The following is a 17331-nucleotide window of genomic DNA, read 5'->3' on the forward strand; positions in this document are numbered from 1 at the left end:
GGGGAGCGGTGTGTGAGAGGTTTGAGCCACTATGTTCATTGATAAGATACTGTCGCGTTTCAAGATCAAGACGAAGGTTCTCATATTCGTCCTTCCGTTCGTCATCAGCATTTCCGCGGTCGGTCTTACCGGGCTCTACGCATCCGGCCTCCTGCAGGGACGCATGGAAATTTCCAACAGCGTGCTGCAATCGCTGACGGGCTTCAAGAATCTCTACGGTTCGATGGACGACTTCCTGCGCATCACCAACGCGCAGCAGCGCGACAAGCTCTACGAAGACATCAAGTCGCAGCAGCAGCTGCTGACGGCAACGCTCGGCCAGCTTGGCAAGGATGCAGAAGGTCGCGACAATCTGACCGACGCGGCATCGAAGACCGCTGATCTCTCCACTCTCGTCGGCAGATTGTGGACGCTGCACGATCAGGAGCTTGGCTTTCGCAAGGTGATCGACGATGCGCAGAGAGCGCTGATCAGCGCCCGCTTCAATGTCGATTTCAACAGCCAGCAGCTGGAAGACCAGATGCGTCAGGATCAGGCCGATGCCACTTCGACGCTGCGCTCCGCCGACCGACTGTTGAAGGGCGGCGACCTGCTCGTTGCCGTCGCCGAAGATTTCAGCAAGGCCGCAACGCCTGCCGACAAGCTCAAGCTGCTCAAGGATCGCATACCCGATCTCAACAAGGCGCAGCGATCCATCGATCTGGCGCTTCCCCAAAACCAGAAAAGCGTGGTCCAGTCGCTGGTCAGCACCATCAAGGATCTGACCGTCTTTACCGAGAGCAACGATGCGCCGACCGATGACACCATCACCAATATCGGCCGCCTTCTGTCGCGCTTCCGTCAGACGTCGACCTATACGCAGCTGACCGCCACGCAGATGATGCGCCAGGCGACCACGACCTTCGTGTCGCTCGATGCCCGCGTCGCGCAGACGAACTCCGTTCTGCAGGATACGCGCCGCCTGGAAGACTCGGTGTATTCGCTGCAGCTCGTCCTTGCCGATTTCAACGCCAACACGAACAAGGACAACCTCGTTCGTCTTCGCCAGGAAATCTCCAAGCTCGCGGGCGATATCGATACGCTGAACCAGAGCGCCAAGAGCATGGACTTCGCCACTGATATCGATGCGGCCATCCGTCCGGCAATCAAGTCGATGGATGACGCCGGCGGCAAGCTCGTCGATACCATTACACAGCGGATTGCCGATTATGCAGGTGCGCGCCAGCAGCTCGATCAGGTCTGGGGTCAGCTCACGGCCTTTGCCGAGACGCAGAAGCAGAGCGCCGGTACGGAACGCAACCAGGCAAACTACATCTCGATCCTTGCAACCGCTCTCGGCATCATTCTTTCGGTTGCCGGCGGTATCGCGCTGGTCCTGACCCTGCAGCGCCCGATCGGCCAGATCACCGCCGCCATGCGCCGCATTGCCGACGGCAGGCTCGAAACCGCGATCTCCGGCGAGCAGCGTCATGACGAAATCGGCGACATGGCGCGTGCGCTCGGCATCTTCAAGGAAAACGCGATCTCGAAAATCCGCATCGAGGAACAGAGCGACGAAGAGCGCGCTGCCGCCGAGCACGAGCGCCAGCGCAATGACGCCGAGAAGCGCGAGCTCGATCGCCAGATCGACTTTGCAGTCAGCGAGCTTGCAGCCGGCCTCGAGCGTCTCGCTCAGGGCGATATCTCGGCGACCATCGAGACGCCCTTCATCGGCCGCCTCGAACAGCTCCGGCAGGACTTCAACAGCTCGCTGTCCCGCCTGCAGGAAACGCTGAGCCAGGTGCGCGGCAACGTCGTGATGATCCAGAGCAACGGCAGCCAGATGGCCGCCTCCGCCGAGGATCTCTCAAAGCGCACCGAGCAGCAGGCGGCATCGCTCGAGCAGACCGCCGCAGCCGTCGACGAGATCACCGTTACCGTGCGCTCGTCGGCCGAGCGTGCCAAGGATGCGGACGCCATCGTGCGCGAAGCCAAGCGCAGCGCCGATGACAGCTCTGTCGTCGTTGGCAATGCCATCGACGCCATGACGCGCATCGAGGATGCCTCGCGCAAGATCGAGCAGATCATCGGCGTTATCGACGAGATCGCCTTCCAGACCAATCTCCTCGCCCTCAATGCCGGTATCGAAGCCGCACGCGCCGGGGAGGCGGGCAAGGGCTTCGCCGTCGTCGCCATGGAAGTGCGCGAGCTTGCACAGCGCTCGGCCGCTGCCGCCAAGGAGATCAAGGGCTTGATCAACAAGTCGACGCAGGAGGTCAATTCCGGCTCGCAGTTCGTTCAGGAGGCCGGTTCGGTCCTCGCGCAGATCAGCAGCCAGATTGTCACGATCAGCCAGCATGTCGAAATGATCGCTCGCGCCAGCCACGATCAGGCAAGCGCGCTGCAGGAGGTCAACGCTTCTGTGAACCACATGGACCAGATGACCCAGCAGAATGCCGGCATGGTGGAAGAGACCACGGCGGCCAGCCGCGAGCTGGCCAGCGAAGCCGATGCCCTGTTGCATCTGATCCAGCAGTTCAAGATCGAGGCCGGACACAACGTCAGCTACATCCGCGAACAGGCGGCCTGAGGAAAACAATCCTTGCGATCACAGGCGGATTGGCTGGTTTCCAGCCGGTCCGCCTTTTTCGTTGCCGTGCCATGGCCGCGCATGGCTGCCAACATTCGCAGGAGCCAGACAAGCAAGGGCGAGGGATCTCGCGCATTGTCGATATAGAATAGATCTTCGTTGCGGCGCCACTCTTCTTCGCGGGCACGGTTCTGCAATTCGATGGCCTTGGCCAAAGCGAAACTTTCCATCATGAGATGTCTCCATAGGTTTGAGGCATCCCTTTAATTACGCATCCGAATTTTCTTTATAAACAGCCGTTTTCGCCCTATGTTTTTCAATTATGAAAAACATTACTTGGGATGCCTATCAGCTTTTTCTCGATGTCGCCCGGGGCGGTGGGCTTACCGGCGCAGTCGGTTCGAGTGGCCTCAGCCCCGCGACGATCGGTCGACGCATGCTCGATCTGGAGGGACAGATCGGTCGCCTTCTGTTCGAGCGCAGCCAGACCGGATATGCGTTGACGGGTGACGGTCAGGCCTTGTTCGACCAGCTGCTGGAGATGGAGGCGGCCGCCCGCAAGGTCGATAGCTGGCAGCGCGATGCTCAGGGCATGTCCGTCGTACGCATCGCAGCCGGGACATGGGTTGGATGGCTGCTGAGCCAGAACATGCCGACGATCTGTTCGCAACGCGATCCTTTTCGGATCGACCTGCATCTGGGTGAGCGCCGCGCCAGTCTTGCCCATCGCGAGAGCGATATAGGCATCCGCGCTTTCGAGCCGGAGGAAGTCAATCTCGCCGCGATCAAGACCGGCGATGTTGCCTACGCTGCCTATCAGGCCCGCAACATGCGCTTTGCCGGACCGCAGCGCTGGATCGCGGTGGCGGAAGACGAGGCGATCTCAGCCTATCTGCGTTGGCCGCACCAGAACCGGCGGGACGAGATTGCGTTTACCGTCAGCCGCCCGCGTTCGCTTCACGATCTGGTGTTGGCCGGATCGGGTATTGCCGTCCTGCCGTGTTTCGTCGGCGACCAGGAGCCCCGGCTGGAGCGCGTCGGCGAGGAAATTGCCGAGCTGCGGCATCGGCAATGGATCGTCATGAACAATGCCGATCGTCACCGCAGCGAAATCCGCACGGTGGTCGACCGTATGACGCGGCTGCTGAAAAGCCATGCGGACCTGTTTGCCGGCAAGCGCCCGACCTACGCTTGAGAAACCGACGGCGATCTGCCGCCGGTTTGTGTCTGCTCAACGTGGTGCGTCGCCCCAGCGGTATTCGACGGTAGCGTCGTCCAGCCTGGCTTTCAGCTCAGGATCGAGCTTGTAGTCGATGGCGGCGAGCGTGTCGGTCAGCTGCTCGGGGCGGCTCGCGCCAATGATGGCCGATGTGATGACCGGATTGGCTGCCACCCAGGCAACGGCTAGCTTGATAAGCGGCTCGCCGGCTTCGGCGGCAATGCCGCGCAGTTTTTCGACCGTCGCGAATTCCCGTTCGTGCCAATAGCGCTGAAGGTAGTTGGTGCCGGCGCCGCGCAGCTGGGCGCTGAAGCGACCCTCGGTCGGCGCCACATCGTGCTTGTGCTTGCCTGTGAGCAGGCCGCCCGCAATCGGATTGTAGGGGATGACGGCGATACGCTGCTCTTCCGCAAGCGGCAGCAGTTCGCGTTCGATTTGGCGAAACAAAAGATTGTAGCGCGGCTGCACGGAAACGAAGCGGGCGGTCCGCAGGAAATCCGCGCGGCCGAGCGCCAGCGCCAGCCGGTAAGCCAGGAAGTTCGACACGCCGACATAGCGGGCCTTGCCCGAGCGCACGATGATGTCGAGTGCTTCCAGCGTCTCGTCGATCGGCGTTTCCCGATCGTCCGAATGCAGCTGGTAGAGGTCGACGTAATCGGTGCCCAGGCGCCGCAGCGATGCGTCGATGGCGTCGAGAAGGTGCTTGCGCGATGCACCCTGATCCCATGGCGACGGACCGACCTTTCCGACGGCCTTGGTCGCGACGATGAAGCGATCGCGCTTGCCCTTCAGCCAGCCGCCGACGATTTCCTCGGTGCGGCCGGCAAGCTGCTCGCCACCGCCCAGCGGATAGACGTCAGCCGTGTCGATGAAGTTGACGCCGGCATCGGCCGCCTTGTCGAGAATGGCATGCGCCACGTTTTCCTGTTCGATCTGCAGACCGAACGTCATCGTGCCCAGACACAGGCGCGAGACGCTGAGACCGGTATTGCCGAATTTTTGATACTGCATGATGAGTCCCCGGTGATGGGTTTGAGTTTGCCCGCTGGGCAGGATGGCGAACCAGATTGAGAATGTTCGCAAGGTAGAGCTGCCCGATGTTAGCAAAGCCGCTTTGCGCATTCACGCATGAAGCGGACCTTGAGTTCACAATCGCGTGCTCGGGTCATGGTCTCTCTGCGGGGAGCCTCCGGCAGCGCATCGATGCTCTGCGGGTAAAATAGCCAAAGCTCATCTTGCCTTGCTTTTTCCCTTGTCGCCTTCCGATTTCCTTTCTAGTCTAACGGGAAAAACAGAGGGTTGGGTGTCGCCTGGATACCCGTGAACAAAACAGGAGAGACTATGAAGTCCATGTTCGCACGGCTTGCAGCAACGGCTTTTGCGGTCGTTTCGCTGGCGACAGTCGCTCAGGCTGAAGACAAGGTCGTCAATATCTACAACTGGTCGGATTATATCGATAATTCGATCCTGGACGATTTCACCAAGGAAACCGGCATCAAGGTTGTCTACGACACGTTCGATCAGAACGAGACGTTGGAAACGAAGCTGCTCGCGGGCAAGACCGGCTATGACGTCGTCGTGCCAACGGCCTACTTCCTGCAACGCCAGATCAAGGCCGGCGTCTTCCAGAAGCTCGACAAGTCCAAGCTGCCGAACCTCTCCAACATGTGGGACACGGTGCAGCAGCGCATCGCCACCTACGACCCCGGCAACCAGTACGCCATCGACTATATGTGGGGTACGAGCGGCGTCGGCTATAATGTCGACAAGGTGAAGCAGATCCTCGGCACCGACGCGGCGCCGGATATCGATGTCATCTTCGATCCCAAGCTCGCCGCCAAGTTCAAGGACTGCGGCATCTACATGCTCGATTCCGCGACGGACGTCATTCCCGCGGCCTTGCGTTATCTCGGCCTCGATCCGAATTCGACCAAGCCGGAAGATTTCAAGAAGGCCGAGGAGCTGTTGACCTCGATCCGGCCTTTCGTCCGCAAGTTCCACTCCTCGGAATACATCAATGCGCTCGCCAACGGCGATATCTGCATCGCCTTCGGCTATTCCGGCGACGTGCTGCAGGCCCGCAATCGTGCGGCCGAAGCCAAGAACGGCGTCAACATCGGCTATTCGATCCCGACCAAGGGCGCGCAGATGTGGTTCGACGTCATGGCGATCCCGGCCGATGCGCCGCATGTCGAGGCGGCGCATATTTTCCTCAACTACATCATGAGGCCGGAAGTCATCGCCAAGGCGAGCGATTCCACGACCTATGCCAACGGCAACAAGGCGTCACAGCAGTTCGTGAGCAAGGACGTGCTCGATGATCCGGCCGTCTATCCGACCGATGCGGTGCGTGAGAAGCTGTTCACGCTGACCCCGTGGGACGCGAAAACGCAGCGCGTGGCAACGCGGCTGTGGACAAAGGTCACCACCGGCCAATAATTCGAAGCGGCCCGGACGGCAACGTCCGGGCCTTTCCTTAAGAGGATGGGCTTGAGAACTATGAGACTGCGGCGAAGGGAAACCCCGCCGTGACTGCGTTTCCGGAAAAGCTGCTGCGCGGTTTCGCTCCGAACGCGGAAATCAATAAAAAGATGGGGCATTGGGCGTTTCAACGAAAAGCGGCAATGCTCGGGGAAAGCCCGAAAGGGCATCCATTTGGGGATAGATGATGAAGTCACTCGGTAATATCCGGCGTTCCTTTGCTCCTTGGACCGATCCCTCGGCCAAGCCGTACATTTCCTTCAAGAACGTTACGAAGAAGTTCGGTGATTTCACCGCCGTCGACAATCTCTCCCTCGATATCTACAACCGTGAATTCTTTGCTCTGCTGGGCGCTTCCGGCTGCGGCAAGTCCACCTTGCTGCGCATGCTCGCGGGCTTCGAGCAGCCGACGACCGGCGAAATCATCCTCGATGGCCAGAACCTTGCGGGCACGCCGCCCTATCGCCGGCCTGTCAACATGATGTTCCAGTCTTACGCGCTGTTTCCGCACATGTCGGTGGAAAAGAACATCGCGTTCGGTCTGCGCCAGGACGGCATGCCGAAAGCCGAGATCGACGATCGCGTCGCGCAGATGCTGAAGCTCGTGAAACTCGAGCAGTTCGCCAAGCGCAAGCCCAATCAGCTCTCCGGCGGCCAGCGCCAGCGTGTGGCCCTCGCTCGCTCTCTTGCCAAGCGCCCGAAGGTGCTGCTGCTCGACGAACCCCTTGGCGCGCTCGACAAGAAGCTGCGTGAGGAGACGCAATTCGAACTGATGGACTTGCAGCAGAGCTTGGGGTTGACCTTCGTCGTCGTCACCCACGATCAGGAAGAGGCAATGACGATGGCCGACCGCATCGCGGTCATGAGCCACGGCAAGGTGGTGCAGGTGGCAACGCCTGCGGAAATCTACGAGGCGCCCAACTGCCGCTTCGTTGCCGATTTTATCGGTGATGTGAATATCCTCGACGGCAACGTGACGTCGGCGCAATCGGGCATCGTGGAAATATCCGTCGATCCCGATCTGACGCTGCGCACCGCCTCCAGCGATACGCCGTCCACCGGCAGTCGCGCCAGCCTCGCCATCCGGCCGGAGAAGCTGAGAGTATCGCCGCGCCCGCCCGCCAACGCGTCAGTCAACGCGGCCGAGGGTGAAATCTGGGATATCGCCTATCTTGGTGACATGACCGTCTTCCACGTAAAGCTGAAGAGCGGGAAGGTCCTCAAGGCCTCGTCGTTGAATGCGGTTCGTGCCGTCGAAGAACCCTTCGCCTATGACCAGAACGTCTGGGTCTCCTTCGACGAGAATGCCGGCGTGTTGTTGAAGGACTGATCATGAGAGCGCTCGGTTCCTCCATCTATCAGCGCCTTGTCATCATCGTTCCCTATGCTTGGCTGCTGATCTTTTTCCTTGCACCGTTCCTCATCGTCTTCCGCATCTCGCTGTCGACGAAGGCGCTGTCGGTCCCGCCCTACGACCCGTCCTTCAACTGGACGGACAGCTTCGGCGACTGGTGGGACAAACTGCAAGCCATGTCGTTCGACAACTACGTATGGCTGACCGGCGATCCGCTCTATATGAACGCTTACATACAGAGCCTTCAGATCGCCGGTATCTCGACGCTGCTGACCCTGATTATCGCCTATCCGATCGCCTATGGCATGGCGCAGGCCCCGCGCACGATCCGGCCGACGTTGTTGATGCTGGTCATCCTGCCGTTCTGGACGAGCTTCCTGATCCGCGTCTATTCCTGGATGTCGATCCTCAGCACGACCGGCCTCCTGAACCAGCTTCTGATGGGGCTTGGCATCATTCATCAGCCGCTCGTTATCCTGAATACCAACACCGCCGTCTATATCGGCATGGTCTATTCTTACCTGCCTTTCATGGTGCTGCCGCTCTACTCGTCGCTCGAGAAGATGGACGGCACGCTGATCGAGGCGGCTCAGGATCTTGGCTGCACGCAGATCGGCGCGTTCTGGCGCGTTACCTTTCCGCTCTCCATCCCGGGCGTCATCGCGGGCTGCATGCTGGTGTTCATTCCGGCGGTCGGCGAATTCGTCATTCCCGATCTGCTCGGCGGTTCGGAGACGCTGATGATCGGCAAGGTGCTCTGGACCGAATTCTATAGCAACACCGACTGGCCGCTGGCCTCGGCGGTGGCGACCATCCTGCTTCTGGTGCTGGTGGTGCCCATCGTATTCTTCCAGCATTTCCAGGCCAAAGCAGACGAGAAGGGGAGATAGTCCATGATCCGCTGGTCCCGCTTCAACATCGTCTCCGTCACCCTCGGTCTGGCCTTCCTCTATCTGCCGATCCTGCTGCTGGTGATCTATTCCTTCAACAGCTCGCGCCTGGTCACCGTCTGGGGTGGGTTTTCGACGCAATGGTACGTGCATCTGTTCAGCAACGATACGATGCTGAGCGCCGCATGGCTGACGGTGCGCATCGCGCTGCTCTCGGCGACGATCGCGACCGTGCTCGGCACCTTCGCGGCAATCACGCTCGTGCGTTACACGCGCTTTCGCGGCCGCATCCTGTTTTCGGGCATGATCTATGCGCCGCTCGTAATGCCTGACGTCATCACCGGCCTGTCGCTGCTGTTGCTCTTCGTCACATCGGGCGTCGACCGTGGCTTCTGGACGATCGTCATGGCGCACACGACGCTGACCATGTGCTTCGTCGCAGTCGTCGTGCAGTCTCGGCTCCTGACCTTCGATCGTTCGATCGAGGAGGCGGCGATGGATCTCGGCGCGCCGCCGGTGCGCACGTTCTTCGAGGTCACCTTGCCGATCATCGCGCCGGCCGTCTTCTCGGGCTGGGTGCTGGCTCTGACCTTATCGCTCGACGATCTGGTGATTGCAACCTTTGCCTCTGGTGCTGGCGCCAAGACACTGCCAATGCTAATCTACAGCCAGGTGAAGCTCGGCGTGACGCCGGAAATCAATGCCATCTGCACCATCCTGATCGGCGTCGTCGCCTTCGGTGTAATCTGCGCCTCGATCGTCACGAAACGCCGTGAAGTGCAGCGGCAACGCGACGAGCATGCGGCGGCTGCTGCCTGACGCGCATCGGTCGCTCAGGCGGTCATGATTACTGCTGGACGGGCTGCGGCTTCTGCAGCAGGGTCGTGACCGGTGAGACGACGGGATTAGGCCAGCTGCCGCCAAGGAAGAACGGCAGCATCGGCAGCTCGTCCGCGTCGGACGGCGATGTCGCCTCGATCGCTCCGGACAGTGCCAGACCGTTCGTCCGGAAGGGAACGACGCCGTTCAGCGTAATGGTTTCGTTGCGGCCGGCGATGGTCGCGTTTTGCACTTCGGCAGAGCCTTTGGCGAAGGTCGCATCGACATTGATGCTGTCGAAATCGAATGCCGCGTCGCCGATATCGCTCATCCGGAAAAAGGCCTTCTCGGCAGCCTGCGAGCGGAAGGTCGAGATATCGAACTGGCGGAAAGAGCCTGCCGCAGATCTGAAATGCATCTGCCCGGCAACGTCGCTCAAGGTGGCCACCCAGATTGGCCTTGTGGTGCTGAGGGAGAGATCCAGGGAGCCGCTCGAAGTCAGCGGCAGCGGTCCAGGCAGTTTCAGGCGGGCAAACAGGCCGCCGAAATCGGCATTGCGGATCGAAATCTGCAATTTGCCGCCACCATCGAAGTCCCCCGGAGCGACCTCGAGATGCGCCGTCAGTGAGCCGCTCTCGAAGCCGCTGTCGCCGATATCGAACTTGGCCTTGCCGCCCGCCACAAGCAGGCTCGCGCCGATATTGTCGAACTGGAACGGGCCGAGCGCTGCCTTGTTGGATGACAGCCGCAGATCGAGATCGAGGCGTTGCAGCGGATTTCCGTTCAGCAGGGCGTTGATCGCTGTTTCGGCGGCCAGACGCATGGAGAAGGCCGCCAGGAACGGATTGAGGTTCATCTGGTCAAAGGCGAGCGTGCCGGAAAACTTCGGCTTGCCAGCGGCCGTATAGGTCAGGTCCATGACGCCGGAAGCGGCGGAATCGTTGACCTTGAAACTGAGATTGTCGAAGCGCACGCCGTGCTCGATGGCGGCGACATCGGCATTGAGCGAGACGTTCTTGAGCGTATCGGCCGCTGGCAACCGTTGGCCGCTCCAGGCCAGGAAGGACGGCACGTTCGGAACGTTGAGCTGCAGATTGCCGGAAAGCGTCGATAGGTCGGATATGCTGGCATTGCCGGCATAGGCCCAGCTGATCAGCGACGAGGAGAAGCTCGCCTTCGCATCCACGCTCTTGCCGGCAAAGAACAGCAGCGGCTGCGTCGAATCGAAGTTCAGCTTGATGTCCTGATCGTTGAAGCGCGCAAGAATGACGGCGCTCATCGGCCGCGAAAGACGCGGCCAGGAAATATCGGCATTGACGCCGTTCATCTTGTAGGTGTTGCCGCTGCGCTCATCCACCATCTCGACGCTGCCGTCTTCGATGGTCAGCATGCCGATATCGGCGTCCTGGTCTTTTCGGATCGTGATGCCTTGCCCCGATGTGGCTTCGGCCTGCTCGATGGCCTTGGAAAGGCGGCCCTCGTTGGTCCAGTCGAACAAGCCGTTCTCGTCGCGTCGGATGTAGAGGATCGGGCGCAGGAAATGGAACTCATGAAAGCGCGCATGGCCGCGGATTGCCGACCACAGCGAAAAATCCGCCGAGAGACTGTCGACATGGCCGAGCACCTTGCCGTTCTTGTGCGGCTCGCGAATGGTGACCTGATTGAGGGTGACCCGCGGCGTCGGCCAGAAGTCCAGCGTCGGATCGCCTTCTATCTGCGCGCGGTAGCCCGTCCATTCCGAAAGCGCCCTTTCGATGCCGGAGCGGACCAGGTTGCTCGAAATAAGGAAAGGCGCTGTCGCCCTGAAGACAGCAAAGACGATGAGGACGGTGAGAAGAATAACACCGGTTGTTCGGGCGACGGCAGGCAGCCAGCGCGAGGCCGAACGCATGGTCATCAACCACTTCTTGTTTCTCGACGCTCTCATATCCCGTAGAAACTCTCAAACTGATAGGGACGATCTGCCTATGCTTGCCGGATATAGGAAATGTCTAGCGGATGCAAACATTGCACGCTGGAAAGGCCCACGACTCCGTGATTTTATAATGCGCTGCAGCATTGCTATATAAGTCGACAAACGGGGAGGAAAAATATGCAAGATCAGCAACTGCTTTGGACACCATCCGAAGAGTTTCGCCACAAGAGCCCGATGTTCGCCTTCATGCAGGAATGCAACCGGCGCTTCGGCCTGTCAATGTCCGATTTTAACGGCCTGCATGCGTGGTCCATTGCCGACCGTGAGAACTTCTGGACGGCGATCTGGGATTTCTGCGGCGTGAAGGGCGAACGCGGTGAGCGTGCGCTCATCAACGGCGATCAGATGCTGGACGCCCGCTTCTTTCCCGATGCCGAGTTGAATTTCGCCGAGAACCTGTTGTCACGCAGCGGCGAGGGCGACGCGCTGGTCTTCTGGGGTGAGGACAAGGTGCGCGATCGCTGGTCGTGGGATCGATTGGCATCGATGGTATCGCGCCTGCAGCAGGCCTATCGGGGCATGGGCATCGGCAAGGGCGATCGGGTGGCGGCCATGATGCCGAACATGCCGGAGACCATCGCCTGCATGCTTGCGGCGGCCTCTATCGGTGCGATCTGGTCTTCCTGTTCCCCGGATTTCGGCGAGCAGGGCGTCATGGATCGCTTCGGCCAGATCGAGCCGAAGCTGTTCATCGTTTGCAGTGGCTATTGGTATGGCGGCAAGCTGCAGGATGTCACCGCAAAAGTTGCCGCGATTTCAAAGCGCCTGAATGCGCCCACCCTGGTTGTGCCTTACGCCGGCAGCGCCGACGCCGTTGTGGCAGCAACGCCCGATGCGCGGACCCTTGAAGATTTCGTCTCTCCCTTCGAGGCAAAGGCGGTCGAATTCGTCGCCGTGCCTTTCTCACATCCGCTGTTCATCCTGTTTTCCTCGGGCACCACAGGCGTTCCCAAATGCATCGTGCATTCGACGGGCGGCGTGTTGTTGCAGCTGCTCAAGGAGCATCGCCTGCATTGCGGCGTCGTTCCCGGAGAAAAGGTCTTCTACTTCACGACCTGCGGCTGGATGATGTGGAACTGGCTGGTTGCCGGTCTCGGCGCCGGCGCTACGCTTTGCCTCTATGACGGCTCACCCTTTGCACCCGATGGCAATATTCTGTTCGATTATGCTCAGGAGGAAGAGTTCGCCTTGTTCGGCACTTCGGCCAAGTATATCGATGCCGTCCGCAAGAGCGGCCTCACGCCGAAGACCTCGCACGATCTCTCGACCCTGCGGCTGATGACATCAACGGGCTCGCCATTGTCTCCGGAGGGTTTCACCTTCGTCTATGAAGGCATCAAGGACGATATTCAGCTGGCCTCCATTTCGGGCGGTACGGATATCGTGTCCTGCTTCGTGCTCGGCAATCCGCTGCAGCCGGTCTGGCGCGGTGAAATTCAGGGGCCGGGTCTCGGCCTTGCGGTCGACGTCTGGAACGAGGATGGCAAACCGGTGCGCCGGGAAAAGGGCGAGCTCGTCTGCGCCAAGGCCTTCCCCTCGATGCCGGTTATGTTCTGGAACGATCCGGACCGTGCCAAATATCATGCCGCTTACTTCGAGCGTTTCGACAACATCTGGTGCCACGGCGATTTTGCCGAATGGACCGAGCATGACGGCCTGATCATCCATGGCCGTTCCGACGCTACGTTGAACCCCGGTGGTGTCCGCATCGGCACGGCCGAGATCTACAATCAGGTCGAGCAGATCCCCGAGGTGCTGGAGGCGCTGTGCATCGGCCAGAATTGGGATGACGATGTTCGTGTCGTGCTTTTCGTGCGTCTTGCGGCCGGCGCCTCGTTGAGTGAGGAACTGGTCAAGACGATGAAGACGCGCATACGCACGGGCGCTTCCCCACGCCATGTGCCGGCCAAGATCATCGCCGTTGCCGATATTCCGCGCACCAAATCGGGCAAGATCGTCGAGCTTGCCGTGCGTGAGGTCGTTCACGGCCGCCCCGTCAAGAACAAGGAGGCACTCGCCAATCCCGAGGCGCTTGATCTCTTCGCCGGGTTGGAAGAGCTGAAAAGTTGAACTGTCAGAATTGAGGGGCAAACCATTACCCTCGGTCGGTAACCTTGCGTTAGGAAAGATTGGTCAAAGGTAAAAGCCAACTTGAGACCGTTCGCATGAGCTAGAGCGGATAGGAGCCACCCCCGGTTCCCGAAACATGAAGTTCACCGACTCGAGCTTTGTTTAGACACAGCATGACTTCAAAGGCAGCAAGCTTAGCTGCCTTTTTTTCGTTAGATTTCACTCAAATACGCCGCCGCTCTGTACATTGCCCTGTCGAGCAAGTATGTGCACGCTTGAAGAAGAGGTTCGCGACGTGCGAACCACGATGATCGCCGCCTCTTGGCGCGCGAAGAATTCCGAAAGACAGATGATGACTGAATTCGAAGGCATCGCTCCTGCGATCGCCCAGGCTTTGGCAAAGCGTGGTTATGAAACGCTGACGCCGGTACAAAAGGCCATGCTCGATCCAGGCCTTGCCGGCAAGGACGCTCTTGTTTCCGCCCAGACGGGTTCGGGCAAGACTGTTGCCTTCGGCCTGGCGCTGGCACCCGGCCTGCTCGACGGCTCGGAGCGTTTCGGCCCGGCCGGAGCGCCGCTGGCATTGGCGATCGCCCCGACGCGCGAGCTGGCGCTGCAGGTTCAGCGCGAACTGGAATGGCTTTACGCAATGACGGGTGCGACAATCGCATCATGCGTCGGCGGCATGGACATGCGCACCGAGCGGCGGGTGCTGGAACGCGGCGCCCATATTGTCGTCGGCACGCCTGGCCGCCTTTGCGACCATATCCGCCGCAACTCGCTCGACATATCGCAACTGCGCGCCGTCGTCCTCGACGAAGCCGACGAAATGCTCGATCTCGGCTTCCGTGAAGATCTGGAATTCATTCTGGAGGCCGCGCCGTCCGAGCGCCGTACCCTGATGTTTTCCGCGACCGTGCCGCGCTCGATTGCCAAGCTTGCCGAAAACTATCAGCGCGATGCGGTCCGCATTGCCACTGCTTCCGAAGCCAAGCAGCATGTCGACATCGATTACCGCGCGCTGACCGTGGTGCCGAGCGACAAGGAAAACGCCATCATCAACGTGCTGCGCTATTATGAAGCGCGCAACGCCATCGTCTTCTGCTCGACCCGTGCCGCCGTAAATCACCTGACCGCACGTTTCAACAATCGCGGCTTCTCGGTCGTGGCTCTCTCGGGCGAACTCAGCCAGAACGAGCGCACGCACGCGCTGCAGGCCATGCGCGACGGCCGCGCCCGCGTCTGCATCGCAACGGATGTCGCCGCCCGCGGTATCGACCTGCCGGGCCTCGATCTGGTGGTTCATGCCGATCTGCCGACCAATCCGGAAACGCTGCTGCATCGCAGCGGCCGCACCGGTCGCGCCGGCAACAAGGGCGTCAGCGCCATGATCGTGCCGCTCAGCGCGCGGCGTCGCACCGAGCGCCTGCTGGAAGCTGCCCGCATCAGTGCCACATGGGCCAAGCCGCCCTCCGCCGACGAAGTGAGCCAGCGGGACGACGAACGTCTTCTGGCCGATCCGGTCTTCGCAGGCCCGCTTGCCGAGGACGAACAGGCGATCGTCAAGCAGCTGCTGGAGCGCCACGGCGCCGAGCAGGTTGCGGCCGCATTCCTGCGGCAATATCGTGCCGGCCATTCCGCGCCGGAGGAATTGCAGGACGTGCCGGCCGAAGGCGAGCGTAGAAAGCCCCGGCGGGACGATTTCCCCGTCACGCCTCGCGATGAAGGTTCGTCTGCGGGACGCAATGACTTTACCGACGGCGTCTGGGTATCGCTATCCGTCGGCCGCAAGCAAAATGCCGAGCCACGCTGGCTGATCCCCATGCTTTGCCGCAACGGCAATCTCACCAAGCGCGACATCGGCGCCATCAAGATGCAGCCCGAGGAAACCTTCGTCGAGCTGGCGCCTGATGGTGCCGAGCGGTTCCTTGCGGCCATCGGTCCGGACAAGACGCTTGAGCGCGGCATCCGCGTGAAGCCTCTTGCCGGCATGCCGGATTTCCAGGCCAAGCGGGACGGCGGCTTTGCCAAGAAGAAGCCTTTCAACGACAAGGGACCACGTTCGAACGACGGCCCGAAGCCGAAGTGGAAGTCCGACCGCAAGCCGGATCGGGCCCATGCCGGCGATGGCAGCGTTTCCGAGCGATCTGATAAGAAACCCTGGACAAAAAAGCCCGGCAAGCCCGGCTTCGGTAAGAGCGATGGCGGCCCCTCGCAGGGCGGCAAGCCGAATTCCAGAGCTGCGCGCAAGGCTGCGAAGTCGCGGGGCGAGTAAAGAGCTCGCCGCGCTTCAAACAGGTGCGGCGAACATCCTTCCTCCCTGCAAATTACCGGCCATGGGCCGCACCTCAGCGCCTGCCCGTTTGTGGCGGGGGCTTTTGCAGGAGAGGGAGAAATGGGCGTCAAAAACTATTTGATCGAAGGTGTTTCCGGCACCGGCAAGACATCGGTTTGCCGCGAACTGCGCCGGCGCGGCTACCATGCGATCAATGGCGATACCGATCTGGCTTATCAGGGTGACCCCGTGACGGGCCAGCCGCTCGATGGCGCTTGCCACGAGCATCACATCTGGCGCGTCGAGACGGTGAGAATGCTCGCGGCGGATCATGCCCATGCCGCATCATTCTTCTGCGGCGGCTCCCGAAATTTTACCAGCTTCATCGATGTGTTCGATCGGGTTTTCATTCTCGACGTCGATCTGGACACGCTGGAGCGGCGGCTTGCGGGACGGCCGGAAGATGAATGGGGCGGTAGACCTGCCGAGCGGCAATTCATTCGGCGATTGCATGAAACAAAGGAAGATATTCCAAGCCAGGGCATCGTCATCGATGCTACCGCGCCGCTCGAACATGTCGTGGACGCGATTTTGAAAAACTGCGCCTAGATCGCAGACGCTGCCGCTTTATCTCCTGGAAGTCAGCCAGACACCCACCAGCGTTACTCCAAGCCCCAAGAACATCGCGGTCGTCAGCGGTTCGGAAAAAAGAGCCCAAGCCCAGAGCATGGTCACTGGTGGGCTGAGATAGATAGCCGCGCTGACTTGCGCCACCGGGAACAGCCGAAGGCTGGTGTAATAGACCGAATAGGCGGTAAAGGTCGCGATCAGGATCAGCCATATCATGCCAATCGCAAAGCCTGTTGTCAGTGGCGGCGCAAGATTGCCCTGCATCATCGCGCAGACACCGAAGAGAAGTGCGCCCGTCAGCGTATGGATGCAAAGGCTTTGGTGAACGGGCAGATGTGCGGTGCGCCTTCGCTTGTGCAGGACCGAGGCGAAGGCAAAGATCAGCATTGATCCGACTGTGACCCCATAGGCCCAGATCGGAGCCGAGCCGAAGCTGAGGCTATCGACCGATACGATCAGCACGCCTGCGACTGCGATCGCCGTTCCCAGCCATTGGCGGCGGCTCAATCGTTCGCCAAGGACCGGTTGTGAAAGTGCGGCGATCGCCAGTGGCAGAAGATCGGAAATCAGCGCCACCAGCCCCGTCGGCACCCGCTGCTCGATCGCGAGCGCGAAGCCGCCGAGATAAAGGAAGACCGACATCACGCCGAACAGCATATGCTCGCCGATCGCGCGCAGCCGCAGCCTTGGCCCGATCGTCAGGGCGAAAGGCAGCAAGATCAAGCCCGATAGAAGCGTGCGCCAGAACAACACCAGCATGACGCTGGCCTCCTGGCTTGCATATCGAATGCCGATGAAGCCCGAACTCCAGCTGAAGATCAGCAGTGTCGCCATCAAGGGCCATAGGAAACGGCGTTCATTCGGCGCGGGTTGGGATAAGCTGTGGTCGGTCATCAGGCATCTCGATGCGGTGTCGTCTGCTTTAGCCATAGGCGAGCATCAGCGTCATGGCACATGACAAATATCGATGGCCGCATGACATTTCAGTCTTCATGCTCATGTTTATTTGCCAAAAACTGCCTCGATGTGCATTCTCCCCTTCAGACCAT

At 60.4% G+C, this 17331-nt stretch carries 14 protein-coding genes; 10 read left to right on the top strand and 4 right to left on the bottom strand.

Going from position 1 to position 17331, the window contains the following annotated elements; genetic code table 11:
- Positions 1-31 precede the first annotated feature (31 nt).
- Positions 32-2569 (top strand): HAMP domain-containing methyl-accepting chemotaxis protein, encoded by a 2538-nt coding sequence (locus HGP17_RS25265; protein WP_168813230.1) that lies wholly within the window; start codon positions 32-34, stop codon positions 2567-2569.
- Here HGP17_RS25265 and HGP17_RS25270 read toward each other — a convergent pair.
- A complete protein-coding gene (locus HGP17_RS25270) occupies positions 2545-2802 on the bottom strand; it encodes a hypothetical protein (RefSeq protein ID WP_168813231.1) in 258 nt (85 codons plus the stop codon). The two genes, HGP17_RS25265 and HGP17_RS25270, sit on opposite strands and share 25 nt — an antisense overlap.
- Before the next feature lie 89 nt (positions 2803-2891).
- Here HGP17_RS25270 and HGP17_RS25275 point away from each other — a divergent pair, with 89 nt between their 5' ends.
- A complete protein-coding gene (locus HGP17_RS25275; RefSeq protein ID WP_168813232.1) occupies positions 2892-3764 on the top strand; it encodes a LysR family transcriptional regulator in 873 nt (290 codons plus the stop codon).
- 36 nt (positions 3765-3800) lie between these two features.
- Here HGP17_RS25275 and HGP17_RS25280 read toward each other — a convergent pair whose 3' ends face one another.
- Complete coding sequence (locus HGP17_RS25280; RefSeq protein ID WP_168813233.1) at positions 3801-4799, bottom strand: aldo/keto reductase; 999 nt, start codon at positions 4797-4799, stop codon at positions 3801-3803.
- Positions 4800-5138: 339 nt separating this feature from the next.
- Between HGP17_RS25280 and HGP17_RS25285 the strand changes: the two genes are divergently transcribed.
- From HGP17_RS25285 to HGP17_RS25305, 5 genes are all read left to right on the top strand, one after another.
- Entirely contained in the window at positions 5139-6227 is a 1089-nt protein-coding gene (locus HGP17_RS25285) for a polyamine ABC transporter substrate-binding protein (protein WP_246704223.1), read from the top strand.
- Between the two features lie 89 nt (positions 6228-6316).
- Complete coding sequence (locus HGP17_RS25290; RefSeq protein WP_168813235.1) at positions 6317-6457, top strand: hypothetical protein; 141 nt, start codon at positions 6317-6319, stop codon at positions 6455-6457.
- Positions 6457-7599 (top strand): ABC transporter ATP-binding protein, encoded by a 1143-nt coding sequence (locus tag HGP17_RS25295; protein ID WP_168813236.1) that lies wholly within the window; start codon positions 6457-6459, stop codon positions 7597-7599. Before HGP17_RS25290 ends, HGP17_RS25295 begins: the two co-directional genes overlap by 1 nt.
- Before the next feature lie 2 nt (positions 7600-7601).
- On the top strand, positions 7602-8513 hold the full coding sequence (locus HGP17_RS25300; RefSeq protein WP_168813237.1) for an ABC transporter permease subunit: 912 nt from the start codon (positions 7602-7604) through the stop codon (positions 8511-8513).
- Positions 8514-8516: 3 nt separating this feature from the next.
- Positions 8517-9332 carry an ABC transporter permease subunit gene (locus HGP17_RS25305; RefSeq protein WP_168813238.1) on the top strand — a complete coding sequence of 272 codons (816 nt, stop codon included), beginning with the start codon at positions 8517-8519 and terminating at the stop codon, positions 9330-9332.
- Between the two features lie 28 nt (positions 9333-9360).
- On the opposite strand, the gene HGP17_RS25310 is transcribed toward HGP17_RS25305, so the two are convergent.
- A complete protein-coding gene (locus HGP17_RS25310; RefSeq protein WP_168813239.1) occupies positions 9361-11259 on the bottom strand; it encodes an AsmA family protein in 1899 nt (632 codons plus the stop codon).
- 165 nt (positions 11260-11424) lie between these two features.
- Between HGP17_RS25310 and HGP17_RS25315 the strand changes: the two genes are divergently transcribed.
- The 3 genes from HGP17_RS25315 (at position 11425) to HGP17_RS25325 (ending at position 16261) form a co-directional block, all read left to right on the top strand.
- On the top strand, positions 11425-13377 hold the full coding sequence (locus tag HGP17_RS25315; protein ID WP_168813240.1) for an acetoacetate--CoA ligase: 1953 nt from the start codon (positions 11425-11427) through the stop codon (positions 13375-13377).
- A gap of 352 nt (positions 13378-13729) precedes the next feature.
- Complete coding sequence (locus tag HGP17_RS25320; protein WP_168813426.1) at positions 13730-15652, top strand: DEAD/DEAH box helicase; 1923 nt, start codon at positions 13730-13732, stop codon at positions 15650-15652.
- 120 nt (positions 15653-15772) lie between these two features.
- Positions 15773-16261 carry an AAA family ATPase gene (locus tag HGP17_RS25325; RefSeq protein WP_168813241.1) on the top strand — a complete coding sequence of 163 codons (489 nt, stop codon included), beginning with the start codon at positions 15773-15775 and terminating at the stop codon, positions 16259-16261.
- A gap of 18 nt (positions 16262-16279) precedes the next feature.
- On the opposite strand, the gene HGP17_RS25330 is transcribed toward HGP17_RS25325, so the two are convergent.
- A complete protein-coding gene (locus tag HGP17_RS25330; RefSeq protein WP_168813242.1) occupies positions 16280-17176 on the bottom strand; it encodes a DMT family transporter in 897 nt (298 codons plus the stop codon).
- Between the last annotated feature and the right edge of the window lie 155 nt (positions 17177-17331).

This window comes from Rhizobium sp. P38BS-XIX (assembly GCF_012641435.1).
Taxonomy (GTDB): Bacteria; Pseudomonadota; Alphaproteobacteria; order Rhizobiales; family Rhizobiaceae; genus Rhizobium.